The organism is Streptomyces luteoverticillatus (genome assembly GCF_003970715.1).
Classification (GTDB): domain Bacteria; phylum Actinomycetota; class Actinomycetes; order Streptomycetales; family Streptomycetaceae; genus Streptomyces; species Streptomyces abikoensis.
On the sequence record NZ_CP034587.1, the window covers coordinates 437976 to 457132 of the forward strand.

Here is a 19157-nt window from a genome sequence, read left to right on the forward strand (position 1 = left end):
GTCTCCTGGATCCCGGGAGGGCCGCGAGGGGTCGCGTCGGTGCGGGCGAGCCGCCGAGTGCTCGTCCGTGCGCGCCGACCCGCCCTCGGGGTCACCGGGATCTCCGCGCGCGAGTCGTTCGCGCGCGGGCAGCGGGCAGGTCTTCGGACTCGCGGGCACGTCCGCCCGAGGGCGGACACCTAGTGGCCGTCGCTTCCCGGGCCCTGTCGGGCCCAGTGCGTGTGACGGCGGTCGTTCCCGCTCACCGCTGCGGGGCAGTCCCGGATTCCCACCGGGTTCCCTCTTGCGACGCGTCTGCCTGGCGGGCAGGGCGAACCGGCTGCGGCGGCCAGCGTAGGCGGTGAAGTCTCCCGCTGGACAGTGCTGTTCACATACCGGTCACACACGGGCGGCGGAGGAGCGGAACGGGCGCGGCCCCGGCGCGCGCTCCAGAGCGTGCACGCCGGGTTGTACGCCGGTGCGCATCCTCCCGCCCCATGGCGCAACGTTGGCCGGAACGGTACGGTCGCGTGGACATGACGACGGGTGGCGGAAGCCGGTGGGAATCCGGCACGGTCGCGCCACTGTGAATCCGGCCGGCGTTCGCGGCAGCGCGGCGGCGCCCGGGGAGTCAGACCCGCCTCCAGTCGTCCGGGAACCCCTAGTTCTGGGACGCGTGTTTCCCCAGGAGGTTTGGTCATGGCCTATTCCGCCGCTCCCGTGTCCGGCTCGTCCGCCCGGCCGGAGATCGCGCCGATATCCCTGAAGGCGATCGCCCCCTGGGCGGTGTTCTTCGGCGTGCTCATGCTCGTCCTGCTGTACTTCGTCGGCGCCGAGCAGGGTGCCACCTCGCTGCTCTCCGGCGCGAGCGTCCACGAGTGGCTCCACGACGGACGTCACCTGCTCGGCTTCCCGTGCCACTGACGGCCGGGGAGTCGCTCTCGTGAACACCGTCTCCGTACGGTCGCTCCTGGTGCGCGGCATGCTCGCCGGACTGGCGGCGGGGTGCCTGGCCCTCCTCGTCGCCTATCTCCTCGGTGAGCCGTCCGTGGACAGAGCCATCGGCTACGAGGAGGCCCACAGCCACGGCGACCACGGCGTGGAGCTGGTCAGCCGCACCCTCCAGTCCACCGGGGGGCTGGCGACCGGCGTCCTGGTCTACGGCGTGGCGCTCGGCGGCATCGCCGCGCTGGCCTTCTGCGTCGCCCTGGGCCGGATCGGCCGGATCGGCCCGCGCGCCACGGCGGCCCTGCTCTCGCTGGGCGGGCTGCTGGTGGTCCATGTGGTGCCGTTCCTCAAGTACCCGGCCAATCCGCCGTCCGTCGGCGATCCGGACACCATCGGCAAGCGCACCGCGCTGTACTTCCTGATGATCGTGCTCAGTGTGCTGCTGGGCGTCGCCGCGATCTTCCTGGGCCGTGGGCTGGTCCCCCGGCTGGGCGGCTGGTGGGCAGGCGTCGTCGCGGTGGCGGCGTTCGTCCTGGTGGTGGGCGCGGCGTACGCCGTGCTGCCCGTGGTCGACGAGGTGCCCGCGGACTTCCCGGCCACCGTGCTGTGGCGGTTCCGCCTCGCGGCCCTCGCCGTCCAGGGCGTCCTGTGGGCGGGCTTCGGGCTGCTCTTCGGGCACCTGGCCGAACGGCTGCTCGTCCCCCGGGCCGGGCACGACCGCTCGGCCCGGGGCACGGCCGAACCCGTCTCCTGACCGATTCCGCTTTCCGTCCCTCTCCCGGTCCCTCTCCCCCAGTCCTTCCCCGTCCCCGGCGTGCGGGGCGGCCACCCGGCCGCCCCGCACGTTTTTTCAACCCTGGACTTAGTAGGACGTCCAACTATATGTTCGGGGGCAACCACGAGGACGGACAGGACGGACCGCGCCCCACAAGGGCGCGCGCCCGCGGCCCCGCCGTGCCTGTCCCCGGATCTCACCTGATGAGAGCAGGCTTCCATGGTCCGTGAACTGACCCATTTCATCGGCGGCAAGCACACCCCGGGAACATCGGGCGCCTTCGCCGATGTGTACGACCCCAACACCGGCGAGGTCCAGGCCCGGGTCCCGCTCGCCAGCCGCGCGGAGACCGAGGCGGCCATCGCCGACGCGGTCCGCGCCCAGCGCGAGTGGGGCGAGTGGAACCCCCAGCGCCGGGCCCGGGTCCTGCTGCGCTTCCTCCAGCTGGTCGAGGGCGAGAAGGACGCGCTGGCCCGGCTGCTGTCCGCCGAGCACGGCAAGACCGTCCCCGACGCGCTCGGCGACATCCAGCGCGGCCTGGAGGTCGTGGAGTTCGCCGCGGGCATTCCGCATCTCCTCAAGGGCGAGTTCACGGACAACGCCGGCACCGGCATCGACGTCCACTCCCTGCGCCGCCCGATCGGCGTCGCCGCCGGGATCACCCCGTTCAACTTCCCGGCGATGATCCCGCTGTGGAAGGCCGCCCCCGCGATCGCCTGCGGCAACGCCTTCATCCTCAAGCCCTCCGAGCGCGACCCCTCCGTGCCGCTCCGGCTCGCCGAGCTGTTCCTGGAGGCGGGCCTTCCGCCGGGCGTCCTCAACGTCGTCAACGGCGACAAGGAGAGCGTGGACGTCCTCCTCGAGGACCCGCGCGTCGGCGCCGTCGGCTTCGTCGGCTCCACCCCGATCGCCGCGCACATCTACGCCACCGCCGCCGCCCACGGCAAGCGCGCCCAGTGCTTCGGCGGCGCCAAGAACCACATGATCGTGATGCCGGACGCCGACCTCGACCAGGCCGTCGACGCCCTCATCGGCGCCGGCTACGGCTCCGCCGGCGAGCGCTGCATGGCCATCTCGGTGGCCGTGCCCGTCGGCGAGGAGACCGCCGACGCGCTCGTCGCCAAGCTCAAGGAGCGCATCGGCACCCTCCGTATCGGCCGCTCCGACGACCCCGAGGCGGACTTCGGCCCGCTCGTCGGCCGCGACGCCGTCGACCGGGTGCGCGGCTATGTCGACCTGGGCGTCGAGGAGGGCGCGGAACTGGTCGTCGACGGCCGGGACTTCGTCCTGCCGGGCCACGAGAACGGCTTCTTCGCCGGCGCCACCCTCTTCGACCGGGTCACCCCGGAGATGCGGATCTACCAGGAGGAGATCTTCGGGCCCGTGCTGTCGGTGGTCCGCGCCGCCGACTACGAGGAGGCGCTGCGGCTGCCCAGCGAGCACCCCTTCGGTAACGGCGTCGCCCTCTTCACCCGCGACGGGGACACCGCCCGCGACTTCACCCGCCGCGTCGACACCGGCATGATCGGCGTCAACGTCCCGATCCCCGTGCCCGTCGCCTACCACACCTTCGGCGGCTGGAAGCGGTCCGGCTTCGGCGACCTCAACCAGCACGGCCCCGACGCCATCCGCTTCTACACCCGCACCAAGACCGTCACCTCGCGCTGGCCCTCCGGGGTCAAGGAGGGCGCGAGCTTCACGATCCCGACGATGGGCTGACCGCCATGACGACCACCTTCCTCACCGAGGACCAGCGCGCCATAGCCGAGACGACCCTCGACTTCGCCCGTGAGCACCTCGCCCCGAACGCCGTCGACTGGGACCGCGACAAGCACTTCCCCGTCGACGTGCTCCGCAAGGGCGCCGACCTCGGCCTCGGCGGCGTCTACGTCCGTGAGGAGTCCGGCGGCTCCGGCCTCACCCGCGCCGACGGCGTCCTCGTCTTCGAGAGCCTGGCCACGGGCTGCCCCTCCGTCGCCGGCTACTTCTCCATCCACAACATGGTCGCCTGGATGATCGACCACTACGGCGACGACGCCCAGCGCGCCCGCTACCTGCCGGGCCTGTGCGCGATGGAGATCCTCGGCAGCTACTGCCTGACCGAGCCGGGCGCCGGCTCCGACGCCGCCGCCCTGACCACCCGCGCCGACCGCGACGGCGACGAGTACGTCCTCGACGGCGTCAAGCAGTTCATCTCCGGCGCGGGCTCGACCGACGTCTACATCGTCATGGCCCGCACCGGCGGCCCCGGCGCGCGCGGCGTCTCCGCCTTCCTCGTCCACCGCGACGATGCCGGCCTGTCCTTCGGGCCCAACGAGAAGAAGATGGGCTGGAACGCCCAGCCCACCCGCCAGGTGATCCTCGACGGCGTCCGGATCCCCGCCGACCGGCTGCTCGGCGGCGAGGGCGAGGGCTTCCGCATCGCCATGGGCGGGCTCAACGGCGGCCGCCTCGGCATCGCCGCCTGCTCCCTCGGCGGCGCCCAGAGCGCCCTCGACCGCACCCTCGCCTACCTCACCGACCGCGAGGCCTTCGGCGAGCCCCTCATCGACTCCCCGGCGCTGCGCTTCCGCCTCGCCGACATGGCCACCGAGCTGACCGCCGCCCGCGCCCTGGTCCGGCAGGCCGCCGAGGCCCTGGACCGCGGCGACGCGCAGGCACCGCAGCTGTGCGCCATGGCGAAACGATTCGCGACCGACACCGGGTACGAGGTCGCCGACCAGGCCCTGCAGCTCCACGGCGGCTACGGCTACCTCAACGAGTACGGCGTCGAGAAGATCGTCCGCGATCTGCGGGTCCACCGGATCCTGGAGGGGACGAACGAGATCATGCGCCTCATCGTGGCCCGCGGTCTGACGGGGGCCGGCCGGTGACCGACGATTCTGTTCTGTTCCGCGTCGAGGGCCGGGCCGCCCATATCGTCCTCAACCGGCCCAGGGCCCTCAACGCCCTCACCCACACCATGGTCTCCCGCATCGACGAGGCCCTCACCGCCTGGGAGCACGACCCGGCCGTCGAGACCGTCGTGATCACCGGCGCGGGCGAGCGCGGGCTGTGCGCGGGCGGCGACATCCGCTCCATCCACGAGGACGCCCGCTCCGGCGGCACGGCCTCGGCGGACTTCTGGCGCGACGAGTACCGGCTCAACGCCCGGATCGCCGACTACCCCAAGCCGTATGTGGCCGTCATGGACGGCATCGTCATGGGCGGCGGCGTCGGCATCGCCGCCCACGGCCGCGTGCGGATCGTCACCGAGCGCTCCCGGGTGGCCATGCCCGAGACCGGCATCGGCTTCGTCCCCGACGTCGGCGGCACCTACCTGCTGGCGAAGGCGCCCGGGGAACTCGGCACCCACCTCGCCCTGACCGGCGAGGCGGTGGGCGCCGCCGACGCCCTGCTGTGCGGGCTCGCCGACCACTTCGTCCCCTCGGACCGGCTGCCCGCGCTTCTCGCGGAGCTCGCCGACGCCCCGGCCCACGAGGTCGTCGCCCGGCACGCCACCGAGGCGCCCGGGGGCGAACTGGCAGGTCACCGCGAGTGGATCGACGCGTGCTACGCCGCCGGCACCGTCGAGGAGATCGTCGAGCGCCTCCAGGGCCATGGCACCCCGGCCGCCAAGCAGGCCGCCGAGACGATCCTCGCCAAGTCCCCCACCGCACTGAAGGTCACCCTCGCCGCGCTGCGCGCCGTGCCGGGGCTCGGCTCGCTGGAGCGGGTGCTGGAGCAGGAGTACCGCGTCTCGTGCGCGGCCCTGACCGCGCCGGACCTGGTGGAGGGCATCCGCGCCCAGGTGATCGACAAGGACCGGAACCCGCGCTGGTCGCCCGCCACGCTCGCCGAGGTGGGCGAGGCGGACGTCGCCCGGTTCTTCGCACCGCTGGGCGAGCGGGAACTCGCCCTGACCCAGGAGGTGTCGTGATGAGCAGCAGCACTCCCCTGACCGTCGGCTTCGTCGGCCTCGGCCACATGGGCGGCCCGATGGCCGCCAACCTCGTCAAGGCCGGGCACCGGGTGCGCGGCTACGACCTGGTGGCCGAGTCCCTGGAGGCGGCCGAGGCCGCCGGTGTCGAGCCCGCGGCCTCGGCGGCGGACGCCGCGACCGGCGCGGACGTGGTCGTCACCATGCTGCCCGCCGGGCGGCACGTCCTCGCCCTCTACCGGGACGAGGGCCTCCTCGCCGCGGCCGCGCCCGGCACGCTGTTCGTCGACTGCTCCACCATCGACGTCGCCGACGCCCGCGCCGCCCACGAGGCCGCGGTCGCGGCCGGTCACCAGGCCCTGGACGCGCCCGTCTCCGGCGGGGTCGCCGGTGCCGAGGCCGGCACGCTGACCTTCATGGCCGGTGGCGGCGAGGCCGAGTTCGCGCGGGCCGAGCCGCTGCTCGCCGTCATGGGCAAGAAGACCGTGCACTGCGGCGGCCCGGGTGCCGGGCAGGCGGCGAAGATCTGCAACAACATGATCCTGGGCATCTCGATGATCGCGGTCAGCGAGGCCTTCGTCCTCGGCGAGAGCCTCGGCCTGTCCCACCAGGCCCTTTTCGACGTGGCCTCCACGGCGTCCGGCCAGTGCTGGTCGCTGACCAGCAACTGCCCGGTCCCCGGCCCGGTCCCGGCCAGCCCGGCCAACCGCGACTACCGGCCCGGCTTCGCGGCCCCCCTGATGGCCAAGGACCTCGGCCTCGCCGCCGACGCGCTCCGCGCGAGCGGGATCGACTCCGCCTTCGGGATCGAGGCGGCGAAGCGGTACGCGGAGTACGCGGCGGGCGCCGGGGCGACGGAGGACTTCTCCGGGATCATCCGGGAAATCCGCGAGACGATCACCGAACGGAACGAAACGGCTTCCTGATGACGAATACGTACGAGACCATCCTCGTCGAGCGCAAGGGCCGCGTGGCCCTTGTCACCCTCAACCGCCCCAAGGCCCTCAACGCCCTCAACCTGCAGGTCATGAACGAGGTCGTCGAGGCCACGGAGGCCCTCGACCGGGACCCGGACGTCGGCTGTATCGTCCTCACCGGCTCGGCGAAGGCGTTCGCCGCCGGTGCCGACATCAAGGAGATGCAGCCGCAGGGGTACATGGACATGTACCTCAACGACTGGTTCACCGCCTGGGACCGGCTCGGCGCCCTCCGCACCCCGACCCTCGCGGCCGTCTCCGGCTACGCGCTGGGCGGCGGCTGCGAACTCGCCATGCTCTGCGACATCCTGCTGGCCTCCGACACCGCCGTCTTCGGACAGCCGGAGATCAAGCTCGGCGTCATCCCCGGCATCGGCGGCTCGCAGCGGCTGACCAGGGCCGTCGGCAAGGCCAAGGCGATGGAGCTGTGCCTGACCGGGCGCACCATGGACGCGGCCGAGGCGGAACGGGCGGGCCTGGTCTCCCGGATCGTCCCGGCGGACGAGCTCCTCGCGGAGGCGCTGTCCGTCGCCGAGACGGTGGCCGGGATGTCCGCGCCGGTCGCCATGATGGCGAAGGAAGCGGTGAACCGGGCGTTCGAGACGACGCTGGCGGAGGGCGTACGGTTCGAACGGCGCGTCTTCCACGCGGTGTTCGCTGTCGCGGACCAGAAGGAGGGGATGGCGGCGTTCGTGGAGAAGCGGAAGCCGGATTTCCGGCACCGCTGACGTTCCGGGCGCGCCCTGTCGCGGGGTGCGCCCCGCCAGGGGCGCGGGGAACTGCGCGATCAGCCCCCGACGGCGCGCGGTCGAGCGGCTGCGGGCCGTGCGTGGCTTGTCGCGCAGTTCCCCGCGCCCCTTCGGGGCACGTCTCTAAAGCGCCAGCTTGAACCCGTCGTGGCTGCGCGCGAAGCCCAGCGCGGCGTAGAAGCGGTGGGCGTCCTCGCGCCGCTTGTTGCTGGTGAGCTGAACCAGCGCGCAGCCACGCGCGCGTGCCCTTTCGACCGCGCGCGTCATCAGGGTCCGGCCGAGCCCGCCGCCGCGCCGGTCGGCGCGGATCCGGACCGCCTCGATCAGCGCCCGCTCGGCGCCGCCCTTGCCGAGCCCGGGGATGTACGTCGCTTGCAGGCACCCCACCACCGCGCCGGCCCCCTCCACCAGGACCAACAGCTCGTTGCGCGGGTCCTCGTCGATCGCCGCGAACGCCCGCTCGTACTCCTCCGTCACCACGACCGTCGACGGATCCACGACGTTCTCCTCGTCCGCGAGCAGGGCGAGCACGGCCGGCAGGTCGGCGCGGGTGGCGGGGCGCAGGGTGAGGGCGGGGGCGGCATCCGGAGCGGCTGACATGGCCCGACCATAACTGACGCCCACCGGGGGTCTCGTTCAGGACAAGTCGCGTACGGGGCCGACGCAATGGTCGGGTGGGGTTACCCGGGGAACCGGGGGCGGTCCGAGGGGGTTGGGAGGGGCTGAAACCCGCAGGTCTTCACATGTCACTAACGGAGCGTATCCAGTCGGCACTTGACCGTAGTTGGCCGACGGCGATTGACTTCTGTCCGCTTACGTACAGCAGCGCAGCGCCGTCCCCGGCTCACCCCGACGCGCGAGCACGTCCAATGCCCCGTGACCTCGGAGACCCCGTGACCCCTGAAGTGACCCCCGAACCGCTCACGCCGCTCGACCTCGCCTTCTGGAACATCGAGTCCGCCGGTCATCCCCTGCACATGGGCGGGCTCTTCGTCTTCGACGCCGACGCCCCGGACGCCGCCGAGCGTGCCGCCGGGCTGCTCGCGGGCCGTGCCGCCCGGATACCGGGGCTGAACACCCGCATCCGTCCCGTCCTGCTTCCCGTCGGGGGCGCCGCCCGGCATGTCGCCCCCGGCTACGACCCGTCGGACCACGTCCATCTCACCGCGCCCGTGCGGGACTTCTTCGCGGCCGCCGGGGCCCTGATGCAGCAGCCCCTGGAGCGGGGGCGGCCGCCGTGGGCCGCGCATGTGCTGCCCGGTGCGGACGGCACGTCCTTCGCCGTGCTGTTCACGTTCCACCACGCCCACGCGGACGGCATGCGCGCGGCGTCGTACGTCCTGTCGCTCCTGGATCCCGCCGTCGCCGACGGGGCGCCCGTTCCGGCCGTCGTGCCACAGAAGCCGAAGAAGGAATCCGGTCCGCGCCTCCCCGGGCCGCGCGAGCTGCCCGGTCTCGTGCGCGGTGTCGTCACCGATGCCGGGCGCGCGCTGTCCATCGGTTCCGCCATGGCCCGCGCCGCGCTGGACGTGCGCTCCTCGCCCGCCCTCGTCTCCCGCGCCACCGGCGCTCGCCGCGCCGACGGCGCGATCGTCGATCTGCGGGATGTGAACCGCGTCCGCGAGGCCACGGGCGGCACCGTCAACGACGTCCTCCTCGCCGTGGTCGCGGGCGGCATGCGACGCTGGCTCGACAAGCGTGGCGACGGCAGCGACGGCGTACGTCCCCGCGCCCTCGTCCCCGTCTCGCTGCGCGACCCGGGCGACCCGAGCGCCTCCGGCAACCGGCTCTCCGGCTATCTGGTCCGGCTCCCCGTCGCCGAGACCGAGCCGCTCGCCCGCCTGGGCGCGGTACGCCGAACCATGGAGAGCAACAAGCAGGCGGGACCCGCCAGCGGGCCGGGCGCCGCCGCGCTGCTCGCCGAGGTCATCCCGCCCCTCGGCCACCGCTTCGGCGGCGGCCTGATCGCCCGCTCGGGCCGCCTCTTCTACGACCTGCTGGTCTCCAGCGTCCCGCTGCGCGGCGCCCACGGCCTCCGGCTCGCCGGCAGCCGTGTCCGCGAGGCCTATCCGCTCGCCCCGCTCGCGCCCGGGCAGTCCCTCGCCGTGGGCATCACCACCTACGAGGACCGTGTCTGCTACGGCCTGATCGCCGACGCCGTAGCCGTACCCGACCTGGACCTGCTCGCCCGGTCGATCACGGAGGAAGCCGCGGAACTGGTGGCCGTCTGCGGCAGCTGAACCGTACGGGAAAGGGCTGCTGCCCCCGTCGAGGAGACGGGGGCAGCAGCCCTTCTTGCGGAGACTTGTGGAGAAACGCCTGTCAGTGGTGGCTGGTGGTGTTCATGAAGCCGATGACGACCGCGCCCCACCAGCAGATCTGGGAGATCATCGCCGTGGCCCCGCCCCAGGCCAGCAGGCGCGGCGACGGCTCGCCGGCCGGCTGTCGGGCCATGTGCTTGTTGAGCAGGCCCGCCTGGAGGCCGTTGAGGCTCAGGACGAGGACGAAGCCCAGCTTGATCGCGGTGGGCGTCGCCGAGGGGTTGGGGTGGAGGAAGACACCGCTCGCGACGAGGCCGGCGAGGCCGGCCCAGATGGGCAGGTGGAGCTTGCTCGCGCTGCCGAGGGCCTCGCGCAGGGTGGTGCGGCCGGTGATCCACAGCAGCCCGTAGTAGTCGGCGACGAGCACGGCGCCGAAGCCGAGGACGAGGCTGGCGAGGTGCACGAAGAGCGCGACCGTGTGCAGGGACGCGTCCGCCTGGAGGTGGATCGAGACCCACACGCTGGCGGCCCAGCCCGCGCACAGCGCGACGGCGGCACCGGCGAGCGTCCACCAGGTGTCGTAGAGGCCCAGCGGACGGGCGTGACGGGCGCCGCCGGTGCGGGGTGCCGCCATCGCGACGGGCGGGCGGGACGGTCGGATGACGGACAGAGGCGGCTGTGACGACAGAGCGGACACGAGAATCTCCCAACGCGGACCCTTGGCGAATGGCATGGCAGTGCCCCTCGCCGATCCTGGGCCGTACTGTGACCGGCCCTAGGCCGGTACCGAATGAGTCGCTTCCTCGGCTGTGAGGACCGACACCAGTGCCAGAGGTCTCCCCGGCCAGGTCTTCGGCCTCGGCGCGGCCGGTCGATCCGGCACGGCGTGTCCACACCAGAACATCCCTTCGAGGAATTCGCAAGCCCGGACGTCACAGTCAATGCCGTCGTTTCCGCCCCCGCTGTCCTAGCCTGAGCCCGCAGGACACGGCCAGGGCCACCGGAACGAGGCGGGTGGGGGCATGCGCGCCACTGTCGTCCTTTTCACAGCCGATCTGCGGTTGCGCGACAACCCCGTACTGGCCGCGGCGCTGCGCGCGGCCGAGCACGTGGTGCCCCTGTTCGTGATCGACTCCGGCATCGCCGGTGCGGGCTTCGTCACACCGGCGCGCGCCGCCTTCCTCGCGGACTGCCTCGCCGATCTCGACGAGGGCCTGCGGGCGCGGGGCGGCCGGCTGATCGTCCGGGCCGGGGATGTGGTGCGCGAGACGTGCCGTGTGGCCGCCGAGACCAATGCGACGGAGGTGCACCTCGCGAGCGGGGCGAGCGGCTACGCCCAGCGGCGCGAGGAGCGGCTGCGCTCGGCGCTGACGGTGGACGGACGGTCACTGCGGGTGCACGACGCGGTGACGACGGCCGTGGCGCCGGGGGTGCTCGTGCCCTCATCGGGTAACTCGGGCAAGGACCACTACGCGGTGTTCACCCCGTACCACCGCCGCTGGTCGGCCGAGCGGCTGCGGCCCGTCTCCCCGGCGCCCCGGCGCGTCGAGCTGCCCCGGGTGCGCTCGCTCCCGCTCCCCGGGCCCGGGGACCTGGCCCGGGGTCCCGCCCCGGCGGGGCTGCCGAAGGGCGGCGAGAGCGAGGGCCGGCGCCGGCTGGCGGCCTGGCTGCGCTCGGGCCTCGCGGGCTACGCGGCGGCGCACGACGATCTGGCGGCGGACGCCACGTCCCGGCTCTCCTCTTATCTGCACTTCGGCTGTCTTTCGCCGGTCGAGGTGATCTCCCGGGCGCGCCGGTGGGCCACAGAGGACGAGCCGCACGCCGGCGCGGAGGCGTTCGTCCGCCAGCTGGCGTGGCGCGACTTCCACCACCAGGTCCTGGCCGCCGTCCCCGGGGCGGCGCACCGCGACTACCGCACCCGGCACGACCGCTGGCGCACGGACCCCGACGAGCTCGCCGCGTGGCGGGCGGGCATGACGGGCTACCCGGTCGTGGACGCGGCCATGCGCCAGCTCGCCCACGAGGGGTGGATGCACAATCGCGCCCGGATGCTGGTGGCGTCCTTCCTCACCAAGACGCTGTACCACGACTGGCGCGAGGGCGCGGGGCACTTCGAGGGCCTCCTCGTCGACGCGGACGTGGCCGACAACCGGCTGAACTGGCAGTGGGTGGCGGGCACGGGCAACGACACCCGCCCCCACCGCGTCCTCAACCCCCTCGTGCAGGCCAGACGCTTCGATCCCCGGGGCGACTACGTGCGCCGCTGGGTCCCGGAGCTGGCCGCTCTGCCGGGCGCCGCCGTCCACACCCCGTGGCGGCTCGACGGCCCCGCGCGGGCGGCCCTGCGCTACCCCGCCCCGGTCGTCGATCTCACCGAGGGCCTGGCCCGCTTCCGGCGGGCGAGGGGGCTGGACTGACCGGCACCAGGCACGTCACCGCACCTCAGCGCACGTCGAAGACGTTCGGCCGGCCCGCGCGGTAGCGGGCCTCGTCCTGGCGCTGGAAGGGCTCCAGCTCGGGCGGCCGGTACAGGGTCCACACGCGGCAGCGCGGGGCCGGGGAGCCGTCCGCGTCGAGCAGGGCGTTGACCGCGCGGCGGGCGGATTCGTTGGCGCCCTCCATGGTCGCGAGGTCCATGTCGGTGGCGACGTAGTCGCCGGCGAGGAAGAAGTTGGGCACGGCGGTGCGGCTCGGGGGACGGTCGTACCAGGTGCCCGTGGGGTGGACGAGGAGTTGTTCGCGGTTGGCCGGGGACGGGCCGCCCAGCCCCGTGACCGCCGGGTCCATGAACCAGGAGTGGACGTCGTCGTCGGACAGCACGCGCCGCCCCGTGTCGTTCAGCCCGGCCTTCAGCTGGGCCCACACCTCACGGATCACCTCCTGTTTGGTGCAGGCGATCGCGGGTTTGCCGTAGAGGACGCCGGGCGCGTCCCATTGCGAGACGCACACGGACAGGCAGTCGGCCACCTGGCCGTCGCCGTAGTCCGCGCGGAAGTCACGGCCGGGCCAGAACTGCGCCTGGCTGATGGTGGTGAGCGCCCACGGGGAGTCCACGTGGTTGACGTGACCGTGCACGATGGGGGTGCGGGTGCGGAGGTAGAACTGCACGCCGACCATCCAGTCGGTGCGCAGCCGGTCGCAGCGGGCCAGCCGGGGCTCTGCGGCCCGCAGGGCGCCGCCCCAGGTGGCGCGGGCGTGCTCGACGGGCATCGCGCTGACGTAGTGGTCGGCGCTCGCGGCGCGGGGTACGCCGAGCTCCCGGGAGCGCAGCCGGATGTGGCTGACGCGGCCGCCGCGGTACACCACCTCCTCGACCTCGGCGCCGAGTGCGAACCGGACGCCGAGGCGGCGCAGGTGGGCGGCCCAGGGGTTGATCCACGCCTCGTTGGTCGGGGCGTTGAGCACCCGGTCCGGCTCCCCGTCGTCGCCCCGGCCGAGCCCGTTGTAGAGGAAGGCCTGGAAGACCCGGGCGACGGTCCGGGTGCTGGCGATCTCGGCCTTGGTGGCGATGACGTTCCGGGTGACGCCGGTGCCGAGGAGCCGCTGGTAGTCCTGTGACATGCGGGCCGCGTCGATGAAGTCCCACCAGGGCACCCGTTCCCACTGTCCGTAGCGGCGCTGGTCGCAGCTGGTGAGGTGGACGAGCACGCGGTGGGTGAAGTGGAGGACCTCGCCGGGTGGCAGGCGCAGGGCCGTGTCCAGGGCGCCCGCGAGGGTGCCGGGCAGGGCGTCGGGGAGCAGCGCGGCGAGGTCGGGCGGGGCGAGGAGGGTGTGGAAGGGGATGCGGAGGTCGGGGCGGCCGCCGGCGCGGGCGAAGAGTTCCTCGGTGGCGTTCACCAGGTTGTCGTGGACGCTGTGCCGGCCGTCCGGCAGCGGGATTCTGCGCAGGGTGTCGGGGAGGTTGCGGTAGAAGCCGGGGAAGAAGCGGAAGCCGTGTTCTCCCGGGAGCGGGCGCCGGCCGTCCCGGGCCGTGCCGGGGACGTCCATGCTGCGGGCCTTGCCGCCGAGCGCGGTGTTGCGTTCGTACACGGTGACGCGGTAGCCGCGTTCGGCGAGCTCCTGCGCGGCGCTGAGCCCGGCGACGCCGCCGCCGAGCACCGCGACGTCGCGGCCCGGTCCGCCGTGGCGGGCGGCGGCCCCGGCCCGCCCGGCGGACGCCAGGGCGGCCGCGCCGCCGGCGCCGCCCGCCGTCGCCAGGAATTCCCGTCGCGTGCGCTCGTTACGCTCGTTCCCCTGCCGTCTCCCCATGACCGGGCCAACGACCGGACGACGTCCGGGGCACCGGGCGGGCAGGGGGCGCGCTTCCCCGCGCGAAGGAGCGAAGAGGGATGCGCGGGATCAGACGGACAAACGGAAATGCAGACTGCCGAAAGCCACTTGATCCCCAGGGTGGACGCGTACGGTGCCGGCTATGCGCAGCCCGTTGACGTACGTGCCATTGCGCGAGCCCAGGTCGGACAGGCGCCAGTGGTTGTCCACGTAGCGCAGCTCGGCGTGGCGGCGGGAGACCGTGTCGTGGTCGAAGCGCAGGCCGGACAGGGGCGAGCGGCCGATGGTCAGCGTCTCCTCGCCCGGCTCGGGCAGCCTGAGCCCGGGCAGCCGGGCGCCGCGCCAGGCGCCGCGCAGCCGGCCCGTCAGCCCCGCCAGGCGGGTGACGGTGCGGACGAGGAAGTCCGAGAAGCGGCCGTTGGTGCGCAGGTCGGCCATGGCGAGGTCGATCTCGGCGCGGTGGCGGGCGGTCAGGACGATGTTCATCCGGCGCATGAACGTGTCGTGGGAGAGCCTGCCGTCGCCGGCGCCGTCCCGGAGGAGGACCAGGGCCTGGTTCCGTTCGGCCTCGGAGGGCCGGGTGAGGCGCGTACGGAAGTCAGGTGAGGTCATAAGGGTGATTCTCGGTCCGGCAGGCGCTCCCTGTCCATATCTCACGCCCCCGGGAGGCGACCGGCGCCCCGCCGGTCCCTCCGGGGTGCTCATCGCTCAGGCCGTGGCCGTGAGTTCCCCGATGCGTTCGGGGAAGTCGGGCTGGGGCAGGGGCAGATCGACCTCCTCGACGAAGCCGAGGGCGTCGGGGACGTAGGCGATGACGGCGCTGGCGGCGGGCGAGAAGCGCTCCCCGTCGCGGAGGCTGTCGAGCATCTGGAGGGCGGCGTTGAGATCGCCCCGGTCGATGTCCTCCGGGGTCTGCGGGATGAGCGCCTCCAGCCCGGCCTGGCGGCGCCACAGCTCCGCCTCCCTGCGTTCGCCGAAGGCCATGTGGTGGAGGTAGAGGCAGCAGGCGGCGCCGGCGGCGTCCGCGCCGGCGGCGAACTGCCACCAGAACCGGGCGCTGTCCTCCCGGTCGGCGAGCTGGAGCACACAGCCGAGGACCAGGGCGCCGTCGGGCTCCAGCATCCGGTGGGCCAGGAAGGCCCCCAGCTTGTGGAGGTCCTGGGCGACGACCGTCTCGCACAGGCTCCGCAGCCGCCGCCGGAAGGCCCGGTGCGGCAGCGAGTTGCGCTCGGCGGACCGTACGGCGGCCGCGCGGGCGGGCTCCATCTGGTCGTCGAAGTACAGCGCTCCGTGCCACATCCGCTCGGCCAGGCGGGCCCGCAGCCGGGCCTCGGCCTGGTCGGTGTCGGCGATCGTGTAGGGCCGGGGTTCGAGGCGGGCTTTGGCCAGGGCGTGGTCGAGGGACCCGATCACCGGTGCTCCTCTTCTCTCTCCAGTCCGAGGGCGTCGTGGAGACGGTGTCTCGCGAAACGGGCGGTGGACCGTACCCCGCCCTGGGTGATGCCCATGATGTCGGCGGTCTCGCGGATGCTGTAACCGAGGCAGTAGTGCAGGACGATGACGTCGTGCTGGCGCTCGGGCAGGGCGCAGATGGCCTTGTAGACCGACAGGCTCTCCTCGAGCTCGCCGATCGGGTCGACGGCGTGCCGCAGCGCGGAGGTCTCGAAGGCGGCGGTGTCGATGACGGTGGGGCGCCGGCCCCGGGCGCGGGCGCAGTCGATCGTGCGGTGCCGGACGACGGACCAGGCGTAGGCGTTCGGCGACTCGGTCCTCAGGACCTCGCTCCAGGTGAAGCAGAGGTCCTCGAAGGCCTGGTCGACGGCTTCCTCGGCGTCGTGGCGATTGCCGAGGTAGAGCTCGGCCCACTGCATGTAGCGGGGGCGGTAGAGCTGGTGGAACGCACGATAATCGGCAGGCAGTTCGGTCATGGGAAACGTACCCGCATGGCGGGAGAGCGTCACCGTTTCCCTCCCCGCCGCCGGCCCGTCGCCCCGTCGCCTGCATCGTGTGGGATCACGGAAGTACTGGTCCCTCCGGTTGTGGATGGTCATGAGCCGGGCGGGGCCTGTCCACGCCCCGGTGTCACCGCGCCCGGGAGGGGACGCCTTCGCTCCACCCCCTCCGCAAGTAATGGCGTTCGGGGCGGCGCGTTTGTGCATCGAGCGATCGTAAAGTCTTACGGAACATCGCCCTCCGCTTGAACTCTCCGTTGAACTCTCCGCGCCTGGCCGAAAGCGGACTCGCACCGTCGCCCGCCCGCCGGAGGCTCTGCCACAGTCGGCCCGTCAGCGGTCGACGATCAAGGAGATTGCCGTGAGGGACGTCGTTCCCCCCGCCCGAATACGTCTGCTGGCCGCGAGCGCGGCCGCTCTCATCACCGCCGGAACGCTCTGGGCGGGCCCGGCCCACGCCACCGACGGGCCGGCACCACGCGACCACGACGCGCCGCTGATCGACGCCGGGTCGGCCGACGGCCTCCGGTTCCGGGCCTCGGGCCGGCTCGTCGGGGGCGGCGGTACGACGTGCACGGCGACCGTCGTCCACGCCACGGGGAAGCCCGATCCCGCGCGGAAGGCGCTGATCCTCAGCAACGGGCACTGCGCCGACGACTCGATGCGGACCAATGACGTCGTCGTCGACCAGCCCGCGCCCGACGGCTGGAGCTTCACCCCCGCGTTCTTCCACGACAACGCCGCCGAGCACAGGAAGTTCACCGTCGAACGCGTCGTCTACGCGACCATGAAGGACATCGACGTCTCGCTGCTCCAGCTCTCGGCCACCTACGGGGAGCTCGCCGCGCTGAAGGTGACGCCCCGGACGCTCGCCGACCGCCCGGTCGCGGCGGGGACGCCGCTGCGGGCGGCCCACGCGCCGACCGACGGGGTCGAGGAGGACAAGCGGTTCCTGCGCCTGTCCACGTGCCGGGCGACGGCCGCCGCCGTGAGCCTCCACGAATCCTCCTGGCTGTGGCGGGACTTCACCCGTACCGACTGCCTCGGCATCAGCGGCGGCTCGTCGGGCGGTGCCGTCACCACCGCCGACGGGACCCGGCTCGTCGGACTGCTCAACACCGTGGCCACGCCCGGCTATCTGGGCTGCGGCCTCGGCCGGCCCTGCGAGGGCGGCCCGGCCGGGCTGGTCGTCCCCAAGGACGGCACCGCCTACGCCACGCCCGTCGATGCCGTGGCCTCCTGCCTGGACGGGACCGGCCTGCGGCTGCACCGGACGGGCTGCCGGCTCGACCGGGGCGAGCAGGTGACCGTCGAATCGCCCGGGCAGCACACGCGGTCGCACACGCCGCAGGGCCCGGCCCGCTGGGACGCGCGCGTCACTCCCGACAAGGCCGGCCGGCACACGTACGTCGCCTTCAAGAGCGGACTGTTCGGCGTCACCGACTGCACCAGCCCCCAGGGCTACGGCAGGCCCCAGCGGCTGACGGCGGCGGGCGTGGACCACAAGGACCCGCTGCCGCCGCGCGAGGGCCTCCACGTCCTGTGCGTCGCGGGCGGGCCCGACGGCACCGCGCACGGCCCCGGCTGGGCCGCCTCCTTCGCCCATCCGTCGTACGCCTGGGCCCGCGTGGACGACACTCCGCCCACCGTCGCCCCGACCGTCGACATCCGGAGCTTCGAGGGCGAGGACGGCGGCAAGCGCTTCTGGGTCCGCCCGGTGTACGCGCCCTGGGAGATCACCTCCTACAAGGTCAAGTACGGCCCGAAGGCCGGCACCGACTGCGCCGCCCCCGAGGGCTACCGCCCCTTCCTGGGCGTACCCACCACCCTCGAGGCGGCCAAGGGCCCCTGGACCTACTGCGTCATCGGCTACGACAACGCCGAGAACCCCACCCCGCCGACGCCCTTCACCGTCGCCTGACCCACTGTGGCGCCCATCTGTGGCGCCCGCCTGTGGCGCCCGTCGCCCTCTGTTGCCCGGCGGTGCGCCACTGCACGATGGGACGCGTGGTGCCCGCCGGGCACCACGCGTCGCCCGGCACCACCACCCGTGCCGGGCCGAGGACCTGAGGGGGTCTCATGCGGCGGATCGCCATCGTAGGAGCGGGACAGGCGGGATTACAGCTGGCGTTGGGGCTCCAGGCCCACGCCTACGACGTCACACTCATATCCGCCCGCACGGCCGGGGAGATCCGGGACGGGCACGTGCTGTCCACCCAGGCGATGTTCGGGCCGGCGCAGGCCGTCGAGCGCGAGGCCGGGCTGAACCTGTGGGACGACCAGGTGCCCGCCGTCCACACGATACGGGCCACCATGGTCGACCCGCCCGGCACCGTCGCCGCCGCCATCACCGGCAGGCTCGCCCACCCCCAGCGGTCGGTGGACCAGCGGGTGAAACTCTCCGGCTGGCTGGAGCTGCTCGAGCGGCGGGGCGGCCGCGTCGAATACCGCTCGGTGGACCGGGCCGGGCTCGCCGAACTGGCCCGCCGGCACGAGCTGACGATCGTCGCGGCCGGACGCGGCCCGCTCTCCGGCATCTTCCCGCGCGACCCCGCGCGCTCCCCCTTCGACCGCCCCCAGCGCACCCTGGCATGCCTCTATCTCCGCGGCGTGGAGGCTTCCCCGGAGCCGGCCGAGACGCATGTGCGCGTCCTGATGATCCCCGGCGTCGGCGAGGGTCTCCTCCAGCCCGCCCTGACGACGAGCGGCCCCTGCACCATCCTGCTGTGGGAGGCGGTCCCCGGCGGCCCGCTGGACTGCTGGCAGGACCGCCCCGGGCCGCGGGACAACCTCGAGCGCTCGCTGGCGCTGATGCGGGAATTCGTGCCGTGGGAATACGAGTTGTGCGCGAAGGCGGAGCCGACGGACGCGACGGCCACCCTCTACGGCGCGGTCGACCCCGTCGTCCGGCACCCCGTCGCCCGGCTCGACGGCGAGGTGTCCGTGCTGGGCATGGGCGACACCGTCGTCGTCAACGACCCGGTCACCGGGCAGGGCTCCAACAGCGCCGCCCGCTGCGCCGACGTCTACCGGCGCGCGATCCTCGCGCGCGGCGACCGGCCCTTCGACGACTCCTGGATGCGCGAGACCTTCGAGGAGTTCTGGGCCTACGCCCGCCACGCGACGGCCTTCACGACCGCGATGCTCGGCCCGCTGCCCCCGCACGTGGCACGGGTGCTGGGGACGGCGACCGTGCGCCAGGAGGTCGCCGACCGCTTCGCCGAGGTGTACGCGGACCCCTCCGGGGCCCGGTGGTTCCTCGACCCGGCGGAGGCCGACGCCTATCTGGACGCGATCGGCGCGCGGCCCTGACGAACCGGTCCCCTCG

At 73.4% G+C, this 19157-nt stretch carries 17 protein-coding genes and 1 riboswitch; of the genes, 11 read left to right on the top strand and 6 right to left on the bottom strand.

Annotation, left to right across the window (positions count from 1 at the left end):
* Positions 1-137: 137 nt before the first annotated feature.
* Positions 138-282: riboswitch (cobalamin riboswitch) on the bottom strand.
* A 396-nt stretch (positions 283-678) separates the two neighbouring features.
* From EKH77_RS02020 to EKH77_RS02050, 7 genes are all read left to right on the top strand, one after another.
* Positions 679-903, top strand: a complete 225-nt coding sequence (locus EKH77_RS02020) for a CbtB domain-containing protein (RefSeq protein WP_126912716.1) — start codon at positions 679-681, stop codon at positions 901-903.
* A gap of 19 nt (positions 904-922) precedes the next feature.
* Positions 923-1681, top strand: a complete 759-nt coding sequence (locus tag EKH77_RS02025; protein WP_126912717.1) for a CbtA family protein — start codon at positions 923-925, stop codon at positions 1679-1681.
* A 240-nt stretch (positions 1682-1921) separates the two neighbouring features.
* On the top strand, positions 1922-3421 hold the full coding sequence (locus tag EKH77_RS02030) for a CoA-acylating methylmalonate-semialdehyde dehydrogenase (RefSeq protein ID WP_126912718.1): 1500 nt from the start codon (positions 1922-1924) through the stop codon (positions 3419-3421).
* Positions 3422-3426: 5 nt separating this feature from the next.
* Complete coding sequence (locus tag EKH77_RS02035; RefSeq protein WP_126912719.1) at positions 3427-4575, top strand: acyl-CoA dehydrogenase family protein; 1149 nt, start codon at positions 3427-3429, stop codon at positions 4573-4575.
* Positions 4572-5621: an enoyl-CoA hydratase/isomerase family protein gene (locus tag EKH77_RS02040; RefSeq protein WP_126912720.1), complete on the top strand. Its 1050-nt coding sequence runs from the start codon at positions 4572-4574 to the stop codon at positions 5619-5621. The genes EKH77_RS02035 and EKH77_RS02040 overlap by 4 nt, the downstream gene beginning before the upstream one ends.
* Complete coding sequence (gene mmsB / locus EKH77_RS02045) at positions 5621-6547, top strand: 3-hydroxyisobutyrate dehydrogenase (protein WP_126912721.1); 927 nt, start codon at positions 5621-5623, stop codon at positions 6545-6547. Before EKH77_RS02040 ends, mmsB begins: the two co-directional genes overlap by 1 nt.
* Positions 6547-7326 carry an enoyl-CoA hydratase gene (locus EKH77_RS02050; RefSeq protein WP_126912722.1) on the top strand — a complete coding sequence of 260 codons (780 nt, stop codon included), beginning with the start codon at positions 6547-6549 and terminating at the stop codon, positions 7324-7326. Before mmsB ends, EKH77_RS02050 begins: the two co-directional genes overlap by 1 nt.
* 144 nt (positions 7327-7470) lie before the next feature.
* Here the strand turns inward: EKH77_RS02050 and EKH77_RS02055 are convergent, their stop codons facing one another.
* Positions 7471-7947 (bottom strand): GNAT family N-acetyltransferase, encoded by a 477-nt coding sequence (locus tag EKH77_RS02055; protein WP_126912723.1) that lies wholly within the window; start codon positions 7945-7947, stop codon positions 7471-7473.
* Positions 7948-8252: 305 nt separating this feature from the next.
* On the opposite strand from EKH77_RS02055, the gene EKH77_RS02060 reads away from it, so the two are divergent.
* A complete protein-coding gene (locus EKH77_RS02060) occupies positions 8253-9587 on the top strand; it encodes a wax ester/triacylglycerol synthase family O-acyltransferase (protein WP_126917831.1) in 1335 nt (444 codons plus the stop codon).
* 82 nt (positions 9588-9669) lie between these two features.
* On the opposite strand, the gene EKH77_RS02065 is transcribed toward EKH77_RS02060, so the two are convergent.
* Complete coding sequence (locus EKH77_RS02065) at positions 9670-10305, bottom strand: hypothetical protein (protein ID WP_206279794.1); 636 nt, start codon at positions 10303-10305, stop codon at positions 9670-9672.
* A gap of 325 nt (positions 10306-10630) precedes the next feature.
* Between EKH77_RS02065 and EKH77_RS02070 the strand changes: the two genes are divergently transcribed.
* The gene (locus tag EKH77_RS02070; protein WP_126912724.1) at positions 10631-12025 is read left to right on the top strand and encodes a cryptochrome/photolyase family protein; all 1395 of its coding nucleotides are present in this window, start codon (positions 10631-10633) and stop codon (positions 12023-12025) included.
* A gap of 25 nt (positions 12026-12050) precedes the next feature.
* Here EKH77_RS02070 and EKH77_RS02075 read toward each other — a convergent pair whose 3' ends face one another.
* From EKH77_RS02075 to EKH77_RS02090, 4 genes are all read right to left on the bottom strand, one after another.
* Complete coding sequence (locus EKH77_RS02075) at positions 12051-13856, bottom strand: hydroxysqualene dehydroxylase (RefSeq protein WP_126912725.1); 1806 nt, start codon at positions 13854-13856, stop codon at positions 12051-12053.
* Between the two features lie 90 nt (positions 13857-13946).
* The gene (locus EKH77_RS02080; RefSeq protein WP_126912726.1) at positions 13947-14489 is read right to left on the bottom strand and encodes a DUF1707 and FHA domain-containing protein; all 543 of its coding nucleotides are present in this window, start codon (positions 14487-14489) and stop codon (positions 13947-13949) included.
* Between the two features lie 96 nt (positions 14490-14585).
* Positions 14586-15290 (bottom strand): hypothetical protein, encoded by a 705-nt coding sequence (locus EKH77_RS02085; RefSeq protein WP_126912727.1) that lies wholly within the window; start codon positions 15288-15290, stop codon positions 14586-14588.
* A complete protein-coding gene (locus tag EKH77_RS02090; RefSeq protein WP_126912728.1) occupies positions 15287-15805 on the bottom strand; it encodes an RNA polymerase sigma factor in 519 nt (172 codons plus the stop codon). The genes EKH77_RS02085 and EKH77_RS02090 overlap by 4 nt, the downstream gene beginning before the upstream one ends.
* A 385-nt stretch (positions 15806-16190) precedes the next feature.
* Here EKH77_RS02090 and EKH77_RS02095 point away from each other — a divergent pair, with 385 nt between their 5' ends.
* Together EKH77_RS02095 and EKH77_RS02100 are read left to right on the top strand one after the other, a co-directional pair.
* Positions 16191-17750 (top strand): trypsin-like peptidase domain-containing protein, encoded by a 1560-nt coding sequence (locus EKH77_RS02095; RefSeq protein WP_164737696.1) that lies wholly within the window; start codon positions 16191-16193, stop codon positions 17748-17750.
* A gap of 158 nt (positions 17751-17908) precedes the next feature.
* Positions 17909-19141 (top strand): styrene monooxygenase/indole monooxygenase family protein, encoded by a 1233-nt coding sequence (locus EKH77_RS02100; protein ID WP_126912730.1) that lies wholly within the window; start codon positions 17909-17911, stop codon positions 19139-19141.
* Positions 19142-19157 lie beyond the last annotated feature (16 nt).

Excerpts from the sequence above, each read along its gene's own strand:
- EKH77_RS02020 (WP_126912716.1), top strand. The coding sequence starts at position 679 with ATGGCCTATTCCGCCGCTCCCGTGTCCGGCTCGTCCGCCCGGCCGGAG.
- EKH77_RS02030 (WP_126912718.1), top strand. The coding sequence starts at position 1,922 with ATGGTCCGTGAACTGACCCATTTCATCGGCGGCAAGCACACCCCGGGA.
- EKH77_RS02035 (WP_126912719.1), top strand. The coding sequence starts at position 3,427 with ATGACGACCACCTTCCTCACCGAGGACCAGCGCGCCATAGCCGAGACG.
- mmsB (WP_126912721.1), top strand. The coding sequence starts at position 5,621 with ATGAGCAGCAGCACTCCCCTGACCGTCGGCTTCGTCGGCCTCGGCCAC.
- EKH77_RS02050 (WP_126912722.1), top strand. The coding sequence starts at position 6,547 with ATGACGAATACGTACGAGACCATCCTCGTCGAGCGCAAGGGCCGCGTG.
- EKH77_RS02055 (WP_126912723.1), bottom strand. The coding sequence starts at position 7,947 with ATGTCAGCCGCTCCGGATGCCGCCCCCGCCCTCACCCTGCGCCCCGCC.
- EKH77_RS02070 (WP_126912724.1), top strand. The coding sequence starts at position 10,631 with ATGCGCGCCACTGTCGTCCTTTTCACAGCCGATCTGCGGTTGCGCGAC.
- EKH77_RS02075 (WP_126912725.1), bottom strand. The coding sequence starts at position 13,856 with ATGGGGAGACGGCAGGGGAACGAGCGTAACGAGCGCACGCGACGGGAA.
- EKH77_RS02080 (WP_126912726.1), bottom strand. The coding sequence starts at position 14,489 with ATGACCTCACCTGACTTCCGTACGCGCCTCACCCGGCCCTCCGAGGCC.
- EKH77_RS02090 (WP_126912728.1), bottom strand. The coding sequence starts at position 15,805 with ATGACCGAACTGCCTGCCGATTATCGTGCGTTCCACCAGCTCTACCGC.
- EKH77_RS02100 (WP_126912730.1), top strand. The coding sequence starts at position 17,909 with ATGCGGCGGATCGCCATCGTAGGAGCGGGACAGGCGGGATTACAGCTG.